Genomic DNA, 18,910 nt, shown 5'->3' on the forward strand with positions numbered 1-18,910 from the left:
TATTCTTAATTTGCGACGGCGGGCTTCAATTGCTGCTGATAACCCTTGAGCACTTCCTCGCGCAACACGCCCCAGATCTGCGCGTGCAATTCGACGAAGCGGGGATGCGAGCGAATCTCGGCGACATCGCGCGGACGCGGAAGGTCGATCGCGAACTCGCCGATGGGATGCGTGCCCGGCCCCGCCGACAGCACGACGACGCGATCGGACATGGAGATGGCTTCGTCCAGATCATGCGTGATGAAGAGCACGGCCTTGCGCTTCGCGGCCCAGAGTTCGAGCAGTTCGTTTTCCATCAACTGCCGCGTCTGGATGTCGAGCGCGGAGAACGGCTCGTCCATCAGGATGATGTCGGGATCGAGAATCAAGGTCTGCGCCATCGCGACGCGCTTGCGCATGCCGCCCGACAGTTGATGCGGATAGCGATCGCCGAAGCCTGACAGCCCCACGCGCTTCAGCCACGCTTCGCCGCGAGAGCGCGCTTCGTCTTTCGGCACGCCGTCGAACGCGAGGCCCGCGGTCACGTTGTCGATCGCGGAGCGCCAGGGCATCAGCGCGTCGGCCTGAAACATGTAGCCGGCGCGGCGGTTGATGCCTTTCAGCGGTTCGCCGAACACGCTCACCGTGCCCGACGACGGCTGCAGCAAGCCCGCCGAGATGTTGAGCAGCGTGGACTTGCCGCATCCCGTCGGGCCAACCACGGACACGAACTCGCCGGGCGCAATCGACAGCGTGGTATCGCGAACGGCGGTATAGCGGTCCTTACGATTCTCGCGCGACGCGAACGTGCAGGTGACGTCCTGCAGCGCGAGCGCGGGTTGGTCGGGCGTCGCCATCGGCTACGCCTTGACCGAGGCGAGCGCCTTCTTCACGAAGTCGTTCGTCCAGGTCTTCGACAAATCGATCGGCTTGCCCTTCACGGTTTCGTCGAAAGCCTGAAGCGTTTTCAGCGACGTGGCGGGACCGTCTTCCGGCATCAGGCCATCGGGCGACATCGCTTCCTTCACGTGCTGCCACGAATCGAGATACAACGCGCGGTCGCCGAGCAGATAGCCTTCCGGCACCGTCGCGATCAGTTCCTTGCCCGATGCCGATTGCAGCCACTTCAGCGCACGCACCATTGCGGTGGTGAGCGCCTGCGTCGTGTTCGGATTCTTGCTGATGAAGCTCTGCGACGCGTAGAGACACCCGGCGGGCATGTTGCCGCCGAACACGGTGCGGGTATCCGCGAGCGTGCGCGTGTCCGAGACAATGCGGATTTCGCCCGCGCGGTCGAGCTTGGTCATCACGGGATCGAGGTTCGCCATGGCGTCGATCTGCCCGGACTCCAGCGCCGCGATCGCGCCCGCTCCCGCGCCGACGCCAATAAACGACACGTCCGTCGCCCTGAGACCGGCCTTCGCGAGCACGAAGCTCGCCATGATCGACGTCGACGATCCCGGCGCCGTGACGCCGATCTTCTTGCCCTTCAGGTCCGCGACGGACTTGTAGTTGGGCATCGCCTTCTTCGATACGGCGAGCACGATCTGCGGCGCGCGCCCTTGCAGCACGAATTCGCGGAAATACTGGTTCTTGGCCTGGAGCAGCAACGTGTGCTCGAACGCGCCGGACACGACATCCGCGCTGCCGCCGACCGCCGCCTGCAACGCCTTCGCGCCGCCCGCGAAATCGGCGATCTCGATATCGAGTCCTTCGTCCTTGAAGTAGTTGCGGCGCTCCGCGATGGTGAGCGGCAGATAGTAGAAAAGGTTCTTGCCGCCGACGGCGATCGACACCTTCGTCTGTTCCGGCTTGCCTTGCGCGAACGCGAGCGGCATGCCCGTCACTGCGCTACCCGCGAGCACGGCGCCGCTCGCGATGAACGTCCTGCGTTTCATCGTTGTTGTCTCCTGTCCACCGGATGTCGCATGAAGCGCGCTCCGGTTGCTTGTCGTTCTGGTCTGCGCTGCCGGCCGCGTGACGATTCGCTCAGATCACTTTGGCCGCCCGCAGTCGCGCGATATCGTCAGGATGATACCCGAGCGTTGTAAGGACTTCATCGGTGTGTTCACCGAGTCGCGGCCCGAGCCAGCGCGTCTCGCCGGGCGTGTCGGACAGCTTCGGCGTGACGTTCGGCAGCGTGATCTCGCGGCCGTCCTGCCAGGGGAAGCGTTGCAGCATTTGCCGCGCGATGTATTGCGGGTCCGTGAACATGTCGGCGACGCTGTAGATGCGCCCGGCCGGCACGTCGGCCGCATTGAGCACGGCGAGCGCCTCGTCGATGCTGCGCGTCGAAAGCCACGCGGCGATGGCCTCGTCGATTTCCTGCGTGCGCGGCACGCGGCCGTCGTTCGAGGCAAGCGCCGGATCGTTCGCGAGATCGGCGCGGTCGATGGCGGTCATCAGCCGCTTGAAGATGGGATCGCTATTGCCGCCGATGACGATGCTGCCGTCGCGGCACGGATACGTGTTCGACGGCACGATGCCCGGCAGCGACGCGCCCGTGCGCTCGCGCACGAGACCGTACACGCCGTATTCGGGCACCACGCTCTCCATCATGTTGAAGACGGCTTCGTAGAGCGCGACGTCGACCACTTGCCCTTTGCCGCCGTTCACTTGCCGATGATGCAGCGCCATCAGCGCGCCGATCACGCCGTGCAGCGCGGCAATCGAATCGCCGATGGAAATGCCGATGCGCGGCGGCGGCAAGTCCGGATAGCCGGTGATGTGCCGCAGGCCGCCCATCGATTCGGCGATCGCGCCGAAGCCCGGACGATCGCGATACGGCCCGGTCTGGCCGTAGCCGGAAAGCCGCACCATCACGAGGCCGGGGTTCTCGGCAGAGAGCGTTTCATAGCCGAGACCGAGCTTTTCCAAAAGACCCGGCCGGAAGTTCTCGATGACGATATCCGCTTCCTTCGCGAGCCGCCGCACGATTTCCTTGCCCTCTTCGGCCTTCAGGTTCACGGTCACGGACTTCTTGTTGCGCGCCTGCACCGCCCACCAGAGCGACGTGCCGCCGACTTCCGGATAGAGCTTGCGCCACTTGCGCAGCGGATCGCCGCCGTTCGGGTCTTCTATCTTGATGACGTCCGCGCCGAACTCGCCCATGAAGCGGGCCGCGAACGGCCCCGCGATGAGCGTGCCCAATTCGAGCACCTTGACGCCGGCGAGCGGCCCCGCGGTTGCGCTCATGTTTTCGTCTCCTTTGTTTTTGTACGGGCTTTCAGAGCGGCAGATTCAGCGGCTTGAAGCGCGGCGTGCCGTCGGCGAGCGTCTCGTTGAACATCGCGGCGGGCCGCACCCACAGGCCGCGCTCGTGTGGCCACAGGTGTTCGTAGACGATCATCGCTTCTTCCGTTTCGGAGTGCCGGGCCACGCCGATCACGCGATACAGCCCGCCCTTGTAATGCCGATGCGTGGCGAGCGCGAGTGCTTCGGTTTCTGTCATGAAGTCTTCCTTATACGGAGCGCCGGTCGAGCATCGCGCGCGCGATGGTGCCCGCATCGACATATTCGAGCTCGCCGCCCACCGGCACGCCACGCGCGAGCCGCGTGACCTTTAGCCCTTTCGACTTGAGCGTCTGCGCGAGGTAATGCGCGGTGGCTTCGCCTTCGTTGGTGAAGTTCGTCGCGAGCACGACCTCTTGCACGACGCCATCCAGCGCGCGGTTGATCAGGCGCTCGAAGTGAATCTCCTTCGGCCCGATGCCGTCGAGCGGACTCAACCTGCCCATCAGCACGAAATACAGCCCGCGATACGTGAGCGTCTGTTCGAGCATGATCTGGTCGGCGGGCGTCTCGACGACGCACAGCAGAGCCGGATCGCGCTCCGGATCGAGACAGACTTCGCAAATCGGCGCCTCGGTGAACGTGTTGCACTTCTCGCAGTGGCGCAGATGCTCGGTCGCGAACAACAGCGAGTTGCCGAGCTTCTCGGCGCCTGCGCGGTCATGCTGCATCAGGTGATACGCCATGCGCTGCGCGGATTTCGGGCCGACGCCCGGCAGCGCGCGCAGCGCCTCGACGAGCGCCGAGAGGGCGGAAGGTTGTTTCATGTGTCCTTCGTTGGCATCGAAACGCGCCGAATGCGCTTCGGCGCGCGCGATCAGAACGGCAGCTTGAAGCCCGGCGGCATCGGCATGCCGGCGGTCATGCCGCTCATCTTCTCTTGCGTGGTGGCCTCGGCCTTGCGCACGGCGTCGTTGAACGCGGCGGCGACGAGGTCTTCGAGCATGTCCTTGTCGTCCGCGAGCAGGCTCGGGTCGATCTGCACGCGCTTCACGTCGTTCTTGCAGGTCATCGTCACTTTCACGAGACCGGCGCCCGACTGGCCCTCGACCTCGATGAGCGCGAGCTGATCCTGCATCTTCTTCATGTTTTCCTGCATCTGCTGAGCTTGCTTCATCAGCCCGGCGAGTTGGTTCTTCATCATGGTGCGGCTCCTTCCTGAAAAGCGGATATGCGGATGGCGGCGAGCGCGCCGCGACGTGCGGCGGCGCGCTTCGGGATTCAAGCCGCACATGCGGCGAATGTGCGGCGTGTCTTGCTGCTTACTGTACCGTGCCCGTCAGGCGGATGCGCCCGGCGTATGTCCGCCCGATGCGGCCAGCGGCCTGATCGAGCCTTGCACGATGCTCGCGCCGAAATCGCGGATGAGCGACTGCACGAACGGATCGCGCTGGATTTCCTGCTCGGCCTCCTGCTGCTTCTTCGCGCGTTCGGCTGCATCGAGCGCGGCGGCCGTGCGGCGCGCGGGACCGACGCTCACGTTGACTTCGACGGCGCGACCGAGCTTCTCGGCGAGCGCGCTCTTGAGCTTCGCGACGTGGCCGGCGTCCTTGTACATCGGCACGGCGACAGTGAGCGTGACCGAATTCGCGTCGCAGGCGGTCAGTTCGCTGTTGAACGCGAGCTGATACGCGACGCCTTTGAGCGGCAGATCGACGGCGAGCGCAGCCCATTCGATGTCGACGCCGAGCGCATCGAGCGGAATTGCGGGCGGAAGCGGCGCGGTGTCGACCTTTGGCGCGGGCTTCGGCGCGGGTTCGCTGCCAAAGCGCATGTCGTCGGGGCCGTTGTCGAACGCGGGAATATAACCGTCGTCGGGCGGCATGAAATACGCATCTTCCGACGATGCCGGGGCGTAGTCGTCCGGCGGCATATCCTCCCACGGCGGGATGACTTTCGCGGCGGGTTTGGCTTGCGGCTCGGGCGCGGCTGCGGGCGTCGACGCTGGTGCCGACGCGGATGCCGCTTGAGCCGCCGGGCGGCGCGGCTCCGGAACCTGCACTTTCACGGCAGGCTTGGCGACGTTGGCGACAGGCTTGGGCGCAGCGGCCGGCGCGTTCGCCTGCCCTGCCGCCGATCCGCGCCCCGGGCGATCCGACGACAGCCGCATGCCTGCGCTGCGCAGCACTTCGAGCGCGGCGCTGGCTCCGCTTCCGGCGCGCGAAGGTGCGGAGGAAGGCGCGGGAGATTCCACGGATGCAGCGGCATCGACCGTCTGTCGCGCGGCGGCGGAAAGCGGCGCGGGAGCGGCGGGCGGCTCGTTGGCGGCGTTGGCGGCTTCGTCTTCTGGCCGGGTCGCCGACACGAGCGACGCGGCTAGTGGCGCATTGCCCGCATCGGTAGCTTCGCCTTCCGGCTGATTCCCGGAAGCGCGCGACGCTGCTAGTGGCGCATCGCCTACATCGGTAGCTTTGTCTTGCGGCCGATTCGCGGAGACGCGCGACGCCGTTGACGGTGCGCTGTCTCTCTCGCCTGCTTTGGCTTCCGGGCGAATCGCCGACGCAAGCGACGCGGCTGGCGCTGCGTTACCAACAGCGGCGGCTTCTTCCTGGCGAGTCGTGGACGCGCGCGACGCATCCGAGCGTTCGACGTTCATCGCAGATGCTTCATCACCAGCAGTTGATGCAGGCGATGCGTACGCCGAAGAATCGACGCTACGATCACGAGCCGGCGCTAGCGGCTCGCGCGTCGCCGCAGATGCCGCGCTCGCCGCCTTCGCGGCAACCGGCGCGGGCGCCACCGCGCGTTCGGCCATCGCGCCCGCGAGCGCCGCGCTGCGCTGCGGCTTCGTCGCTTGCGGCGCGTTCACCGCGAGGCCGCCGCCACCACCGCCGGGCCCGCCCGCAGGCTCGAACGCCAGCATGCGCAGCAGCGTCATCGTGAAGCCTGCGTATTCGTCCGGCGCGAGGCCCAACTCGCTTCGGCCTACAGTCGCGATCTGATAGAACAACTGCACCTGCTCCGCGGACAGCGCGTCCGCGAAGCGGCGGATATCGTCGGCTTCGGGCCACTCGTCCAACACCGACGACGGCGCGAACTGCGCCCACGCGATCCGGTGCAGCAGGCTCGCCAGATCCTGCAGCGCAGTCGAAAACGACAGGCTGCGCAGCGCCATTTCGTCCGCGATGGCGAGCACGCCCGCGCCATCGCCGGCGGCGAGCGCGTCGATGAGACGGATCAGATAGCTTTGATCGAGCGCGCCGAGCATGCCGCGCACGGCTTCCTCGGTCACCTGATTGGCCGAATACGCGATAGCCTGGTCGGTTAGCGAAAGCGCGTCGCGCATGCTGCCGTCCGCCGCGCGCGACAGAAGCCGCAGCGCCTGCGGCTCGAACGCGATGTGCTCTTCGCCGAGAATGTGCTCGAGATGCGAGACGATATGCCCCGCCGGCATCTGTTTCAGGTTGAACTGAAGGCAGCGCGACAGAACCGTCACCGGAATCTTCTGCGGATCGGTGGTGGCCAGAATGAATTTGACGTGCGGCGGCGGCTCTTCCAGCGTCTTCAGCATGGCGTTGAAGGCGTGGTTCGTGAGCATGTGCACTTCGTCGATCATATAGACCTTGAAGCGCGCATCGACCGGCGCATACACCGCGCGCTCCAGGAGCGCGGCCATTTCATCGACGCCGCGATTGCTCGCCGCATCCATTTCCACATAGTCGACGAAGCGGCCTTCGTCGATTTCGCGGCACGCGCGGCACACGCCGCACGGCTTCGAGCTCACGCCGGTCTCGCAATTGAGCGCCTTCGCGAAAATGCGCGAAAGCGTCGTCTTGCCGACGCCGCGCGTGCCCGTGAACAGATAGGCGTGATGCAGACGGCCGCCGTCGAGCGCATGCGTGAGCGCGCGAACGACATGCTCCTGGCCGACGAGCGACTCGAACGATTTCGGCCGCCATTTGCGTGCGAGAACTTGATAGGTCATGCGCGAAATTGTATCAGCAACGACTTGCGGCAAACGCGCGAGAGCGGGACGCGGCAAGCGTCCAGGGAGGCTGTCGCCGCACTGGAAAACCGAGGAAATGCTGGGGAGAAGACGAAGAGAAAGCGGAAGGTGACGAGCCCGACCCTCGGCACTGGTGGAAAGCGGCTGTGGCTGCTTCGTTCCCGACCTGACCAGGTTGACCGCGCCACCATGCGAGGAGGCCCGTCACGACGAATTGTATCACGCACCGCGCGCCGCCCGGAAGGCTCGCCGCGAACCTCACTGCAAAGCGCGACCGTGCTCTTGTGCTTCGTGCTTTCGCCCTCAGATCGTCGCTATCGGGCACGGGCAACGGATAGCAAAGTAGGCTAAGATGGCATGTGACTTACCTGTGACCGTGCGTGCTCTAGCTCGAATCGGCGGGCGCGGTGGCGGGACATTCGTTCGCTCATGAACTGTAGATTTAGCGGCAAGATGAGCGGCGAAATCCTTTTCCAGTTTTCGTGTATCGTGGCGAGCATTCCAACGCGGGCCTCGAATCAATAGAGGTATTCAGACAATGAGCGAATCAATCAAGCACATCAGCGACGCTTCTTTCGAACAGGACGTCGTCAAGTCGGATAAACCTGTCCTGCTCGACTTCTGGGCCGAATGGTGCGGTCCGTGCAAGATGATTGCCCCGATCCTCGACGAAGTCGCGAAGGATTACGGCGATCGCCTGCAGATCGCGAAGATCAATGTGGACGAACATCAGTCGACGCCGGTCAAGTTCGGCGTGCGCGGCATTCCCACGCTGATCCTGTTCAAGAACGGCGCGGTCGCCGCGCAAAAGGTCGGCGCCTTGTCGAAGTCGCAACTGACCGCATTTCTCGACAGCAACCTGTAACTGCACCACAGGCGGGCGTCGGCTTTCATCGGCGCCCGCTCTGCGATTCCGCGCGATTCGAATGAAAAGCGCGTGAGCCGATGTTGTCGCACGACAACATCGGCCGAAAAGCCCCGTCCCCGGCCTATCCGAGGCTTGCGCGGCGTGTGCTATGCTAGAATCACAAGACTTCAAGAAGTATTAACTAGCAGTATTAAGTCTAGAGCGGTTCCGCTCACCTCTTCCCCAAATCTTTCTGTCGCACCTCTTCTCCCTGGCGGGAAATCCGTATGCATTTATCCGAGCTCAAGTCTCAGCACGTGTCTGCACTGATCGAGATGGCCAATGGCCTGGAGATCGAAAACGCGAACCGCCTGCGCAAGCAGGAATTGATGTTCGCGATTCTTAAAAAGCGCGCCAAGGCTGGCGACACGATTTTCGGCGACGGCACGCTCGAAGTGCTGCCCGACGGCTTCGGGTTTCTGCGCTCGCCCGAGACTTCGTATCTCGCGAGTACGGACGATATCTATATCAGCCCGTCGCAGATCCGCCGTTTCAATCTGCATACCGGCGACACCATCGAAGGCGAAGTCCGCACGCCGAAAGACGGCGAGCGCTATTTCGCGCTGGTGAAAGTCGACAAAGTCAACGGGCAGCCGCCCGAGGCCTCGAAACACAAGATCATGTTCGAGAACCTCACGCCGCTGCATCCGAACAAGCCGCTGCCGCTCGAACGCGAAATGCGCGGCGAAGAAAACGTGACGGGCCGCATCATCGACATGATCGCGCCGATCGGCAAGGGCCAGCGCGGGCTGCTCGTCGCATCGCCGAAGTCGGGCAAGACCGTGATGCTTCAGCACATCGCGCATGCGGTGAAGGCCAATCATCCGGATGTCGTGCTGTTCGTGCTCCTGATCGACGAACGTCCCGAGGAAGTCACCGAAATGCAGCGCTCGGTCGCGGGCGAAGTGATCGCCTCGACCTTCGACGAACCCGCCGCGCGTCACGTGCAGGTGGCCGAAATGGTCATCGAGAAGGCGAAGCGCTTGGTCGAAATGAAGCATGACGTCGTGATTCTGCTCGACTCCATCACGCGTCTCGCGCGCGCCTACAACACGGTCGTGCCGGCATCGGGCAAGGTGCTGACGGGCGGTGTCGATGCGAACGCGCTGCAACGTCCAAAGCGCTTCTTCGGCGCGGCGCGCAACATCGAGGAAGGCGGGTCGCTCACCATCATCGGCACGGCGCTGATCGAAACCGGCAGCCGCATGGACGACGTGATCTACGAAGAGTTCAAGGGCACCGGCAACATGGAAGTGCACCTCGAGCGCCGTCTCGCGGAAAAGCGCGTGTATCCGTCGATCAACCTGAACAAGTCGGGCACGCGCCGCGAAGAACTGCTCATCAAGCCGGATCTGCTGCAAAAGGTCTGGGTGCTGCGCAAGTTCATTCACGACATGGACGAAGTCGAAGCGATGGAATTCCTGCTCGATAAGATCCGTCAGACGAAGAGCAACTCCGAGTTCTTCGACCTGATGCGTCGCGGCGGGGGTTGATTCTCGTTCGCGTCGTCATAGAATGCCGCCTGCTTCGTCAGGCGGTTTTTTTTTGGCGCGTGGGCGCCCGGTCACGATGCTGTCGGGCTCGCATCCGTACAATCCCGTCTGTTCCTGCGCGATCACGTGCACCACTCGACCGACCAATGCCCAACCTCTTCACCCGCTGGTTCGGCGCGCAACGCCGCGAGCGCGCGCTGCGCAAATACGCCATCGACGACGCCCTCTGGCAGTGCACGCTCGACGCCTTCCCGTTCTTCGGCCACCTGAGCGCGCCCGACCGCGACCGCCTGCGCGAGCTGACGAGCCTGTTCATCGCGCAGAAGTCGTTTTCCACCGCGCACGAACTGCAAATGACCGACGAGATGATCGTCGCGATCGCCGCGCAGGCGTGCCTGCCGGTGCTCAACCTGAGTCTCGATCTATACGACGGCTGGGTCGGCGTGATCGTCTATCCGGGCGAGTTCGTGATCAAGAAGACCGTGGAGGACGAAGCCGGCGTGGTGCATGAGATCGAGCACGACGCGAGCGGCGAGGCGTGGGAAGGCGGGCCGGTCGTGCTCTCGTGGGAGGACGCGCAGATGGCGGACGGCTCGGACGCGTACAACGTCGTGATTCACGAGTTCGCGCACAAGATCGACATGGTGAACGGCGAGGCTAACGGGCATCCGCCGCTCTTTCGACGCTGGCACGCGCCGCTCGACCACGCCGCGTGGTCCGACGTGTTCGACAACGCGTACGACCAGTTCTGCGCGCGCGTGGACGCCGTGCCGAAGCGCCGTTGGGCGCGCTTCGAGCGCGAATCGCTGATCGATCCGTATGCGGCGGACCATCCGTCGGAATTCTTCGCGGTATGCAGCGAGGCGCTCTTCGTCACGCCGCAGGCTTTCGAGGCCGAGTATCCCGAGTTGTATCGGCTGCTCGCGCGTTATTACCGCCAAGACCCGGCGAACGTGGGCGCGCTGGCCGGTTGAGTGCTGCAAACGTCTCGGAAAAAGTATCAACCGACTGATTTTCTGGCATAATCTTCGTTTTTCGACCCCCAGGCAAGTGACTCGCTAAAGCCGCCGTGAACGGTGCAGTGGGTTGGCTACCGCCAGATACCAGGAAAGATCATGAAAGAAGGCATTCACCCGGATTACCGCGAAGTCCTGTTCGTCGACATGTCGAACGACTTCAAGTTCGTGACCCGCTCGACCATCCAGACGCGCGAAACCGCCGAGTACAACGGCAAGACGTACCCGCTCGCCAAGATCGAAGTGTCGTCGGAATCGCACCCGTTCTACACCGGCCAGCAGAAGATCATGGACACGGCCGGCCGCGTCGAGAAGTTCAACAACAAGTTCGCGCGCTTCTCCACCAAGAAGTAAGTCGGGCTTCAGTGTTCAGCAAAAAGGGCAGCTTTGGCTGCCCTTTTTTGTCCCTGCGTCTTCTGTCGTCGCACCTTCGGCAAGCGTCGTTGCGCGCGGTTACATGCCGACGCGGCAAGACGCTACAGAAGCCGCTGCCCGACTACAATGCCGGATGCTCCGGCCCCGCCGCGCTCTTTTGCGCACGCCTCCTGGCGGTCCGTCTCTTCATCAAGCCTTCTCGCATGCGATCTGTCGTTCGTCTGACCGCCTCCGCCACCAGCGCCCTGCCGCGCTGGCTCCTGCTCGCCATCTGCATCACGTATGCGTCGTTCGGCCTCTTCGGCCGCGATCCCTGGAAGAACGAAGACGCAGCGGGCTTCGGCGTGATGTGGACGATGGCCAACGGCGACGCCCGCGACTGGCTCCTGCCGAATCTGCTCGGCAAGGCGCCGACCGCCGACGGACCGCTGATGTACTGGCTCGGCGCGACGTTCATCCGCCTCCTGAGCCCGTGGGTCGATGCGAGCAACGCGTCGCGCGTCGTAACGGGCCTGCTCTTCTGTATCGCGTGCGCGTTCGTCTGGTATTCGACGTATCTGCTCGGCCGCCGCGAAGAAGCGCAGCCGTTCAAGTACGCGTTCGGCGGCGAGCCGGAGCCGCGCGACTACGGCCGCACCCTCGCCGACGGCGCGCTCCTGATCCTGCTCGCGTGCTTCGGCCTTGCCGAGCGCGGCCACGAAACCACGCCGCAGCTCGCGCAGTTCGCCGGCACGGCCATGCTCATCTACGGCCTCGTGCGCAGCCTCGACAAGCCGGTCCACGGCGCGCTCGTGTGGGGCGCGGCGATCGGCGTCGTCGGGCTGTCGAGCTCGCCGGTGCTCGTATTCGCGCTGCTGCTCTGCACGCTCGCCATGACGATCATCGTGCGTCAGGTGCGCGCCGCGCCCCTGCTGATCTACGGCCTGCCGGTCGCCGTCGTGCTGATCGCCGCATGGGTGTGGCCGACCCTGCACTTCTTTCCCGACGACGGCGAGTGGTGGCTGCGCCAATGGTGGCGCACGAGCTTCTATACGTTCTCCGGGCCGCCGTCGATCGTCTTCGGCTACGCGATGAAGAACCTGCCGCTCTTCGCGTGGCCCGCGTGGCCGCTCGCGATCTGGGCGTTCGTAAGCTGGGGCGGCATGCGCCGCTCGCCGCACGTGGCGGTGCCGTTGTCGATCATCGGGCCGCTGCTGGTGCTCGTCGTGTTGCAGGCGCACGAGACCAACCGCCTGTTCCTGCTGCTCTTGCCGCCGCTTTCCGTGCTCGCGACCTTCGCGCTGCCGACGCTCAAGCGCGGCGCGATCAACGCGATCGACTGGTTCGCGATGCTCAGCTTCACGATCATCGGCTCGCTGGTGTGGCTCGTGTGGACGGCGGGCATGATCGGCTTCCCGGCGCCGATGGCGCGCAACCTCGCGCGTCTCGTGCCGGGCTTTCATCCTGAGTTCAAGCTCATTTCCTTCGTTTGCGCGGTGGCCGTGACGGTCTGCTGGTTCCTGCTCGCCCGCTGGCGGCTTGCACGGCACCCGAAGGTGCTGTGGCGCAGCGTCGTGTTGTCGAGCGCGGGGACGACGCTGATGTGGGTGCTGCTCATGACGCTTTGGCTGCCGGTCGTCAACTACAGCCGCACGTATCGCGACGTCGCGGAGCAGATCGCGGATCATCTTCCGCCCGACTACACGTGCATTTCGCCCGTGCGCCTCGGCGATGCGCAAATCGCGACCTTCGCCTATTTCGGCGGCATGCATTTCGCGTTCGATGAAGACTGCGATGTGATCCTGCGACAGGACCGCGCCGATTACGGCGATCCGCCGTCCATCTCGACGTTCCAGTGGAAGCTCGTCTGGGAAGGCCGCCGCGCCGCCGACCGCGACGAACGCTTCCGCCTGTACGTGCGCATCCAGCGCCCCGCGCCGCCGGTGAAGAAGCCGTTGCGCCCGCGAACGCTGCGCCGGACACAGTAAGGCCATGCTCCCGAAGCTCTCGATCCCGAACGGCCAGGCCGGCATGTGGCGCGACGTACGCACCATCGCGGCGCTCGCGTGGCCGGTGCTGATCGGCCAGCTCGCGGTGATCGCGTTCGGCGTGATCGACACCGCGATGGTCGGCCGCTTCTCCGCCACCGACCTCGCCGCGCTCGGCCTCGGCTCGTCGGTCTATATCTCCATCTACATCGGCCTGACGGGCATTCTCGTGGCGCTTCAGCCGATTGCCGGCCAGCTTTTCGGCGCGGGACGCGAGAGCGAGATCGGCGAGGAGACGCGTCAGGCGCTGTGGCTCGCGGTGGCGCTGACGGTGATGGGCTTCGTGCTGCTCTTCTTCCCCGAGCCGCTTCTGAGTCTTGCTAAGGCGCCGCCCGCGCTGCACGAACGCACGGTGCAGTATCTGCGCATCTTGTCGTTCGGTTTGCCCGCGAGCCTCGCGTTTCGCGTCTACAGTTCGCTGACCAACGCGGTCGGCAAGCCCCGGCTCGTGATGTTTCTGCAAGTCGGCGGCCTGATTCTCAAGTTTCCCCTCAATACGTGGTTCATTTTCGGCGGCGCGGGCGTGCCGGCGCTCGGCGGTCCGGGCTGCGCGCTCGCGAGCACGCTCATCAACTGGGTGCTGGCGGCGGTCGGCATGACGGTGCTCGTGAAGTTCGAGTTCTTCCGCCCGTTCGGCATCTTCTCGCGCTTTTCGTGGCCTGCATTCAGGCGGCAAGTCGCGCTCTTGCGGCTCGGCATTCCGATGGGGCTCTCTTATCTGATCGAAGTGACGTCGTACACGTTCATGGCGCTCTTCATCTCGCGTTTCGGCACGACGACGCTCGCGGGCCATCAGATCGCGGGCAACCTCGGCGCGGTGCTCTACATGACGCCGCTTGCCATCGGCATTGCGTCGTCCACGCTGGTTTCGCAGGCGCTCGGCGCGCGGCGCTTCGACGACGCCGCGTCGATCTCGCGGCACGGCATCGGCATGGCGTGCGTGCTGGCCTTCGTGTACGGCGTGATCCTGCTCGCCGCGCGGCCGCACATCATCGCGGCCTATACGCCCGATGCGAACGTCATCGCGGCTGCGATGCCGCTCGTGCTCATCATCGTCTTCTATCACCTCTGCGACGCGCTGCAGATCACCACTGCCTTCATTCTGCGCGCGTACAAGGTCACCCTCGTGCCGACCATCATCTATGCGATCGCGCTGTGGGGCATCGGGCTGGGCGGCGGTTATCTGCTCGGCTTCGATGTCGGTGGCGCGGTGCCCGCGTGGCTTCAGGGCGCGCGCGGATTCTGGATCGCCAATTCGCTGAGCCTCGGCGTGGCGGGCGTCGGACTGTTCGTCTACTGGCGGCGCGTGAGCGCGCGGCATCTCAATACGGTGGACGCGAACTGAACGAGCGCGTGTCATCGAAAGCGGGAGAAAGCGTCGATGGCCGGGCCGCGTAGAAGGATCTCGGTAGGAGTCCCGTAAAATCTCGGCGGAAAAATCTTGGAGCGAGTTTCATCGTCTCCGACACCCTCGCGGACAACCATGCCCGCACGCGCAAGTTCTACCTCGACCGCGTGCTCGAGACGCGCACCTTCGGCGCGGTAAAGACCGGCACCGCCGGCTCGACGGCAAGCCGTTCAGCCGCGACGCCCGCGCCGCGTGGCTGCCGTGGCCGGGCCGTCACCGGCTGGAACTCGTCGATGCGCGCGGAGAAGTGATCGACTCGGTCAACTTCGAAGTGCGCGGCGCCTGCGCGAAAACTGCCGCGCCTGTCGTGAAATAGCTGCCGGCGCTGGCGCACCGTTGGCACGACGAAGCGTTTCAACAATTCATTTGCTCGCGGACACAATCCGGCCGTTCGTCGCACGACATGCAACGTTAAAGATTGTGCGCCGACGGAGCGCTTTCCCCGGCCTCATGCACAATGCGGACAGCCCGCGTTCGAAACACGGATTTGTCCTATCCTTAACGGCATCGTCCGTTTGCCGGACCGTGCGGCCTTCGTTTCCTTCGTTTCGTTTGTTCCGTTAATCTGCCTGGAGTGTCGTCATGCTGAGAAAGCTGTTGATGCTGTGCCTCGCGTTCACGCTGTCCATCGGCGCGGCGTTCGCCGCCATCGATGTCAATACCGCCGATCAAGCCGCGCTCGATTCGGTCAAGGGCCTCGGGCCCGTCAAATCGAAGGCGATCGTCGACGAGCGCACGAAGAACGGCCCGTTCAAGGACGCGGACGATCTCGCTAATCGCGTCAAAGGACTCGGCGCCAAGTCGGTCGCCAAGCTGGAAGAGAACGGCCTGACCATCGGCGGATCTTCGCTGCCGCCGACCGGCAAGGCCCCGAAGCCCGCCGCGACGGCTTCTCACGGCGCGGCCGCGCCGAACTCGACCATCAAGTCATCGGCGGCGGCGACCGCTGCGACATCGCCCGCGGCCACGACCGCGCAGACGCCGGCCGTCGCCCCGGCATCGGGCCCGGCGGGTGCTTCGGCATCCACCACTGCTTCGGCCAAGAAGTCGGGCGCCACGGCTGCGGCGGCAACGAGCGACGCGAAGCCCTCGAAATCGAAGCGAAAGAAAGACAAGGCGGCGAGCGCGTCGGCTGCCAGCCTGTAATTCATCTGCAACCTTTAGTACTGAGACTGCCATGAGCCTACTCGATATCCTCGCCTCTTCCCTCGGCAATTCGTCGCAACAAGGCGGCCAGACCGGTCAGCCGGGTCAATCCGGCCAGGCTGCGCTGATCGCGGCGGCGCTCGAATTCGTGAACAGCCAGCCCGGCGGCATCATGGGGCTGATTCAGCGTTTCCATCAGAACGGCGCGGGCGATATCGTCTCGTCGTGGATCGGCAACGGCGAAAACAAGCCGATCAGCCCGGGCCTCTTGACCAACGTGCTCGGCGCGGACAACGTCGGCGCGCTCGCGCAGAAGGCGGGCGTGTCGGGCGATCAGCTCTCCGGCATGCTTGCGGCGGTGCTGCCGCATATCGTCGATCGCGCGACGCCCAACGGCGAAGTCCCGCCCGAAGGCAAGCTCGACCTGACGGGCGTGCTCGGCTCGCTGGGCGGTCTTGCTGGCCTGTTCGGCAAGAGCGAAGAGCCGAAGCAAGGATAAGCGCGCTCATCCTGTCGCACGCTTCGCCCCGCGCCCGGCTCGCGCCGGCGCGGGGCATTTGTTTACGCTTGCGAACCAGCCGCCCGCAGATCGCGGGCAATAAAAAAGGCAACGAATCGCTTCGTTGCCTTTGAAACTACACTCCTTCGACTCGCGAAGGAGCCAGCGCTTTAGTGCACCACGCGATCGAACACGAACTCGCCGTCCCGGACATCGACCGGAATGACGTCCTTCGGTCCGAAGCGCCCGGCGAGAATCAGCTTGGCGACCGGGTTCTCGATCTCCTGCTGAATCGCGCGCTTTAACGGCCGCGCGCCGAACACCGGGTCGTAGCCCACTTTGCCGACCTGCTCCAGCGCGGCATCGGACACGTCCAGCTGCATGTCGAGCTTCGCCAGCCGGTCGTGCAGACGCTGCAACTGAATCTTGGCGATCGACTCGATGTTCGCGCGATCCAGCGAGTGGAACACGACGACATCGTCGATACGGTTGAGGAACTCGGGCCGGAAATGCAGCTTCACTTCTTCCCAGACCGCGTCCTTCACGGCTTCCTGCGGCTCGCCGACCATGCCTTGAATCACCTGCGAACCGAGGTTCGAGGTCATCACGATCACCGTGTTCTTGAAGTCCACGGTGCGGCCCTGGCCATCCGTCATGCGGCCATCATCCAGCACTTGCAGCAGCACGTTGAACACGTCCGGATGCGCCTTCTCGATTTCATCGAGCAGGATCACGCTATACGGCTTGCGGCGCACGGCTTCGGTCAGATAGCCGCCTTCCTCGTAGCCGACGTACCCCGGCGGCGCGCCGATCAGCCGCGCGACGCTGTGCTTCTCCATGAACTCGCTCATGTCGATGCGGATCAGATGATCTTCCGAATCGAACAGGAACGCCGCGAGCGCCTTGCACAGCTCGGTCTTGCCGACGCCCGTCGGCCCGAGGAACAGGAACGATCCATACGGACGGTTCGGGTCCGACAAACCGGCACGCGAACGGCGAATGGCATCCGCGACCGCGCCGATCGCCTCGTCCTGGCCGACGACGCGCTCGTGCAGCTTGCTTTCGATCTGCAGCAGCTTCTCGCGCTCGCCCTGCATCATGCGCGACACCGGAATGCCGGTGGAACGCGACACCACTTCCGCGATTTCCTCCGCGCCGACCTGCGTGCGCAACAGACGCGGGCGCGTCGGGTTGTTCTGCTCCTCCGATTCCGCCTGCGTGACCTGCTTCAGCCGCGCCTCCAGTTCGGGCAGCTTGCCGTATTGCAACTCGGCGACCTTTTCGAGCTTGCCCTCGCGCTGCAAACGCGCGATGTCGGCGCGCACCTTCTCGATCTCTTCCTTCAGTTGCGCGCTGCCCTGCACCGCCGCCTTTTCAGCGGTCCAGATCTCTTCGAGGTCCGAATATTCGCGATTCAGCCGGTCGATTTCCTCTTCGATCAGTTGCAGGCGCTTCTGCGATGCTTCGTCCTTCTCCTTCTTCACGGCCTCGCGCTCGATCTTCAGCTGAATCAGACGTCGGTCCAGCTTGTCCATCTCTTCGGGCTTCGAATCGATTTCCATCTTGATGCGCGACGCAGCTTCGTCGATCAGGTCGATGGCCTTGTCCGGCAAGAAGCGGTCCGTGATATAGCGATGCGACAACTCCGCCGCCGCGACGATAGCCGGGTCGGTGATCTCGACGCCGTGATGCAGCTCGTACTTCTCCTGCAAGCCGCGCAGGATCGCGATAGTCGCTTCGACCGACGGTTCATCGACCAGAACTTTCTGGAAGCGCCGTTCGAGCGCCGCGTCCTTTTCGATGTACTTGCGGTATTCGTCCAGCGTGGTCGCGCCGATGCAGTGTAGCTCGCCGCGCGAGAGCGCCGGCTTCAGCATGTTGCCCGCGTCCATCGCGCCTTCGGCCTTGCCTGCGCCGACCATCGTGTGAATCTCGTCGATAAAGACGATGGTCTGCCCTTCGTCCTTCGCGATGTCGTTGAGCACGGCCTTCAGACGCTCCTCGAACTCGCCGCGATACTTCGCGCCCGCGAGCAGCGCCGCCATGTCGAGCGACAGCACGCGCTTGCCCTTGAGCGTTTCCGGCACTTCGCCGTTGACGATGCGCTGAGCGAGGCCCTCGACGATCGCCGTCTTGCCGACGCCCGGCTCGCCGATCAGCACCGGATTGTTCTTCGTGCGGCGCTGGAGGATTTGAATAGAGCGGCGGATTTCGTCGTCGCGGCCGATCACCGGGTCGAGCTTGCCGGCGCGGGCGCGCTCGGTCAGATCGACGGTGTACTTCTTCAGCGCCTCGCGCTGGCTCTCGGCGTCCTGGCTGTTCACCTGCGCGCCGCCGCGCACCGCATTGATGGCCGCTTCCAGCGCGCGCCGCGTGAGCCCGTGCTGCTTGGCGATGCGCCCGGCTTCGCCCTTGTCGTCCGCCACGGCGAGCAAAAACATCTCGCTCGCGATGTAGGTGTCGTTGAGCTTCTGCGCTTCCTTGTCGGCGTTGTTCAGAAGACCGGCGAGGTCGCGGCTCACTTGAACGTTTCCGTCCGTGCCCTGAACTTGCGGCAGGCGGCTGATGGCCTCGTTGAGCGCGGCCTGCAACGCCTGGACCTGCACGCCGGCATGCGAAAGCAGCGAGCGCGCGGAGCCGTCGCGTTGCGCGATCAACGCGGAAAGCAGATGCACGGGCTCGATGTACTGGTTGTCGTTGCCGACAGCCAGACTTTGCGCGTCCGACAGTGCTTCCTGAAATTTGGTAGTGAGTTTGTCGATTCTCATTTTTGGTGAGCTCCAATTCGAATACAACCAAAATGAGGCGCTTTCGGGCGGTTTC

16 protein-coding genes, 1 other RNA gene and 1 pseudogene are annotated in these 18,910 nt (G+C 64.4%); 9 read left to right on the forward strand and 9 right to left on the reverse strand.

What is annotated here, in order from left to right:
- Window positions 1-5: 5 nt before the first annotated feature.
- The 8 genes from LDZ24_RS07655 to ffs all read right to left on the reverse strand — a co-directional run bounded on the left by LDZ24_RS07655 (window position 6) and on the right by ffs (window position 7,422).
- Window positions 6-836 (reverse strand): ABC transporter ATP-binding protein, encoded by an 831-nt coding sequence (locus LDZ24_RS07655; protein ID WP_248319953.1) that lies wholly within the window; start codon window positions 834-836, stop codon window positions 6-8.
- 3 nt (window positions 837-839) lie between these two features.
- Window positions 840-1,877 (reverse strand): ABC transporter substrate-binding protein, encoded by a 1,038-nt coding sequence (locus LDZ24_RS07660; protein WP_248319954.1) that lies wholly within the window; start codon window positions 1,875-1,877, stop codon window positions 840-842.
- A 91-nt stretch (window positions 1,878-1,968) separates the two neighbouring features.
- Window positions 1,969-3,174: a CaiB/BaiF CoA-transferase family protein gene (locus LDZ24_RS07665; RefSeq protein WP_248319955.1), complete on the reverse strand. Its 1,206-nt coding sequence runs from the start codon at window positions 3,172-3,174 to the stop codon at window positions 1,969-1,971.
- A 31-nt stretch (window positions 3,175-3,205) separates the two neighbouring features.
- Window positions 3,206-3,430 (reverse strand): DUF1653 domain-containing protein, encoded by a 225-nt coding sequence (locus LDZ24_RS07670; protein WP_248319956.1) that lies wholly within the window; start codon window positions 3,428-3,430, stop codon window positions 3,206-3,208.
- A 10-nt stretch (window positions 3,431-3,440) separates the two neighbouring features.
- The gene (gene recR, locus LDZ24_RS07675) at window positions 3,441-4,037 is read right to left on the reverse strand and encodes a recombination mediator RecR (RefSeq protein WP_248319957.1); all 597 of its coding nucleotides are present in this window, start codon (window positions 4,035-4,037) and stop codon (window positions 3,441-3,443) included.
- A gap of 50 nt (window positions 4,038-4,087) precedes the next feature.
- Window positions 4,088-4,414, reverse strand: a complete 327-nt coding sequence (locus LDZ24_RS07680) for a YbaB/EbfC family nucleoid-associated protein (RefSeq protein ID WP_159836360.1) — start codon at window positions 4,412-4,414, stop codon at window positions 4,088-4,090.
- 135 nt (window positions 4,415-4,549) lie between these two features.
- On the reverse strand, window positions 4,550-7,195 hold the full coding sequence (locus LDZ24_RS07685; RefSeq protein WP_248319958.1) for a DNA polymerase III subunit gamma/tau: 2,646 nt from the start codon (window positions 7,193-7,195) through the stop codon (window positions 4,550-4,552).
- Window positions 7,196-7,323: 128 nt separating this feature from the next.
- Window positions 7,324-7,422, reverse strand: an RNA gene (gene ffs, locus LDZ24_RS07690) — signal recognition particle sRNA small type.
- Window positions 7,423-7,754: 332 nt separating this feature from the next.
- Here ffs and trxA point away from each other — a divergent pair.
- The 9 genes and pseudogenes from trxA to LDZ24_RS07735 all read left to right on the forward strand — a co-directional run bounded on the left by trxA (window position 7,755) and on the right by LDZ24_RS07735 (window position 16,087).
- A complete protein-coding gene (trxA, locus tag LDZ24_RS07695) occupies window positions 7,755-8,081 on the forward strand; it encodes a thioredoxin TrxA (protein ID WP_008349330.1) in 327 nt (108 codons plus the stop codon).
- A 269-nt stretch (window positions 8,082-8,350) separates the two neighbouring features.
- Window positions 8,351-9,616, forward strand: a complete 1,266-nt coding sequence (gene rho, locus LDZ24_RS07700) for a transcription termination factor Rho (protein ID WP_159836362.1) — start codon at window positions 8,351-8,353, stop codon at window positions 9,614-9,616.
- Between the two features lie 146 nt (window positions 9,617-9,762).
- The gene (locus LDZ24_RS07705; protein ID WP_248319959.1) at window positions 9,763-10,590 is read left to right on the forward strand and encodes a zinc-dependent peptidase; all 828 of its coding nucleotides are present in this window, start codon (window positions 9,763-9,765) and stop codon (window positions 10,588-10,590) included.
- A 141-nt stretch (window positions 10,591-10,731) separates the two neighbouring features.
- The gene (locus LDZ24_RS07710) at window positions 10,732-10,986 is read left to right on the forward strand and encodes a type B 50S ribosomal protein L31 (RefSeq protein WP_175940459.1); all 255 of its coding nucleotides are present in this window, start codon (window positions 10,732-10,734) and stop codon (window positions 10,984-10,986) included.
- A gap of 224 nt (window positions 10,987-11,210) precedes the next feature.
- The gene (locus LDZ24_RS07715; RefSeq protein ID WP_248319960.1) at window positions 11,211-12,974 is read left to right on the forward strand and encodes a glycosyltransferase family 39 protein; all 1,764 of its coding nucleotides are present in this window, start codon (window positions 11,211-11,213) and stop codon (window positions 12,972-12,974) included.
- Between the two features lie 43 nt (window positions 12,975-13,017).
- Window positions 13,018-14,379 (forward strand): MATE family efflux transporter, encoded by a 1,362-nt coding sequence (locus LDZ24_RS07720; RefSeq protein WP_248322303.1) that lies wholly within the window; start codon window positions 13,018-13,020, stop codon window positions 14,377-14,379.
- Window positions 14,380-14,593: 214 nt separating this feature from the next.
- Window positions 14,594-14,758 (forward strand): annotated as a pseudogene (locus LDZ24_RS07725) (hypothetical protein); the annotation flags it as partial.
- A 266-nt stretch (window positions 14,759-15,024) separates the two neighbouring features.
- Window positions 15,025-15,588: a helix-hairpin-helix domain-containing protein gene (locus LDZ24_RS07730; protein ID WP_248319961.1), complete on the forward strand. Its 564-nt coding sequence runs from the start codon at window positions 15,025-15,027 to the stop codon at window positions 15,586-15,588.
- A gap of 31 nt (window positions 15,589-15,619) precedes the next feature.
- Window positions 15,620-16,087 carry a YidB family protein gene (locus LDZ24_RS07735; RefSeq protein ID WP_175940464.1) on the forward strand — a complete coding sequence of 156 codons (468 nt, stop codon included), beginning with the start codon at window positions 15,620-15,622 and terminating at the stop codon, window positions 16,085-16,087.
- A 170-nt stretch (window positions 16,088-16,257) separates the two neighbouring features.
- Here LDZ24_RS07735 and clpB read toward each other — a convergent pair whose 3' ends face one another.
- Window positions 16,258-18,855, reverse strand: a complete 2,598-nt coding sequence (gene clpB / locus LDZ24_RS07740) for an ATP-dependent chaperone ClpB (RefSeq protein WP_248319962.1) — start codon at window positions 18,853-18,855, stop codon at window positions 16,258-16,260.
- Window positions 18,856-18,910 lie beyond the last annotated feature (55 nt).

Origin of the sequence: Caballeronia sp. Sq4a (assembly GCF_023170545.1) — a bacterium.
Lineage (GTDB): Bacteria > Pseudomonadota > Gammaproteobacteria > Burkholderiales > Burkholderiaceae > Caballeronia.